5 protein-coding genes are annotated in these 1496 nt (G+C 70.7%); all 5 read right to left on the bottom strand.

The window, feature by feature from the left end; all coding sequences use genetic code 11:
* Window positions 1–200 (bottom strand): hypothetical protein (locus DEIPH_RS15165; protein WP_034359731.1); only part of this gene is annotated, 200 nt, incomplete at its 3' end.
* On the bottom strand, window positions 197–481 hold the full coding sequence (locus DEIPH_RS15170) for a hypothetical protein (RefSeq protein ID WP_034359733.1): 285 nt from the start codon (window positions 479–481) through the stop codon (window positions 197–199). The genes DEIPH_RS15170 and DEIPH_RS15165, both read right to left, overlap by 4 nt.
* Entirely contained in the window at window positions 478–798 is a 321-nt protein-coding gene (locus tag DEIPH_RS15175; protein ID WP_034359735.1) for a hypothetical protein, read from the bottom strand. The genes DEIPH_RS15170 and DEIPH_RS15175 overlap by 4 nt, the downstream gene beginning before the upstream one ends.
* Window positions 788–988 (bottom strand): hypothetical protein, encoded by a 201-nt coding sequence (locus tag DEIPH_RS15180; RefSeq protein WP_152544981.1) that lies wholly within the window; start codon window positions 986–988, stop codon window positions 788–790. Before DEIPH_RS15180 ends, DEIPH_RS15175 begins: the two co-directional genes overlap by 11 nt.
* Window positions 988–1374 (bottom strand): hypothetical protein, encoded by a 387-nt coding sequence (locus DEIPH_RS15185; protein WP_034359739.1) that lies wholly within the window; start codon window positions 1372–1374, stop codon window positions 988–990. Before DEIPH_RS15185 ends, DEIPH_RS15180 begins: the two co-directional genes overlap by 1 nt.
* Window positions 1375–1496 lie beyond the last annotated feature (122 nt).

Consider the following 1496-nt stretch of genomic DNA (forward strand, 5'->3'; position numbering starts at 1 on the left):
CGGGGGAAGTCGGGCAGGTCGGCCAGGGGAATGGTCACGATGTTCTGTTGCCGCCAGGCGGGCGACGGGTTGAACCAGGCCCCACCCTGGGGGGAAGCCCCCGCGCCCGGTCCCTCGGGGTTGCCGTAGGCGGCGATCAGCGCGGCGGTGGCCTGCCCGCTCGGGCGGTTCCTGATGGCCGTTGCAAAGTCAAAGCTCATGGTTTTCCTCTCCCCCGCACTGCCAGCAGGCGCAGGCTCAGCCCGAAGGCCACCGCACCCGCCAGCGTCCGCAGCGCGTCCGGCAGGCTGTATCCGGCCCCGTCCATCAGCGCGAGGGCTGCCGGGTGCGGATAGAGCCAGGACAGGACGTAGTAGGCCAGCGTGGCGAGGCCGGGCAGCCAGCGCACCCAGCCCCGGTACACCCGCCACACGATCACGGATGCCGCCCCCAGACCGTAGGCATAGGCCAGCAGCGCCAGCACGCCGATCAGGGCGCTCATGGCGTCGGCCCGTAGGCCAGCCGGGGAAGCGCCACCCACAGCAGCCAAATCCACGCGGCGATCACCCCGGTCCGCAGGGCCGAACTGGGCGGGATGTCATCCGCGCCATTGGTCAGGACTGTGATTACGCTGGCCGCGTCCAGGGCCACCATGACGATGTAGGCCAGCGCCAGCACGGTCAGCAGGGGCGCGACCACACCCCGCCCCACCCGTTGCCGACGCCGCAGGGTCAGCACCTGCACGGTGACGGCCCCGATGCCCGCGAGGTACGCGGCGACGGCCAGCACGCCCAGCAGGTCGGTCCACTCAACTGCCATCAGCCCCACCGTCCTTGTCCTTGTCTTTCTTGCGGTTGCTGAGGGCCGTGACCAGACCGCCGATGATGGTCGCCATCACGCCCAGCAGACCCTCCGAAAGCTCGCCCGTCACGGCAAAGCGTCCGAGGACAAGCAGCAGCCCGAGGCCGACAATGACGGTCAGAATCGTCAGCGGGTCGGCGTTTTTCATCATTCCTCCAGGGGCGCATAGCCGCTTACCTCCTGTTGCAGTGGGACGGGGTAGGTTCTGCCGCTCGCCGCCTCCCACAGCACCGTGCGGTGGGAGGGTTGCCCGCTCCAGATCAGGGCCGGGCGGGCGGCGTTCAGCGTCTCGGTGGGGCCGGTAATCCGGCTGCCCGGCCCGCCGTAGCCCCCGAGGCGCACGCGGGCGAGACCGTCAGGCGGGCAGCCCGGCGCGAGACGCACATTGATCTGCCGCAGATTGCTGGCCCACCAGAGCGGGCGGGCGCTGGCCTCCACCCGGCAGAGGGGCGGGCCGAGGGACAGCGCGGAAGGGGCCAGCAGGTAAAGGGCCGCCCCGATCAGCAGGACGGCCCGAATAGTTTTGGGGCGCATGGGCCTCCTCTCCCGGCATGAAACGAGAGCCGCCCCCGGGCCGGGTGCTGGGGCGGGTGTTCGCGCAGATGCTCAGGGGTTGAGCGAGTACGGCTGGCCGTAGTAGAGGGTGCCGTCCGGGG

This window comes from Deinococcus phoenicis, assembly GCF_000599865.1.
Classification (GTDB): domain Bacteria; phylum Deinococcota; class Deinococci; order Deinococcales; family Deinococcaceae; genus Deinococcus; species Deinococcus phoenicis.

Bases quoted from the DNA above. Each gene is read 5' to 3' on its own strand.
- DEIPH_RS15170 (WP_034359733.1), bottom strand. From the start codon at position 481: ATGAGCGCCCTGATCGGCGTGCTGGCGCTGCTGGCCTATGCCTACGGT.
- DEIPH_RS15180 (WP_152544981.1), bottom strand. From the start codon at position 988: ATGAAAAACGCCGACCCGCTGACGATTCTGACCGTCATTGTCGGCCTC.
- DEIPH_RS15185 (WP_034359739.1), bottom strand. From the start codon at position 1,374: ATGCGCCCCAAAACTATTCGGGCCGTCCTGCTGATCGGGGCGGCCCTT.
- DEIPH_RS15175 (WP_034359735.1), bottom strand. From the start codon at position 798: ATGGCAGTTGAGTGGACCGACCTGCTGGGCGTGCTGGCCGTCGCCGCG.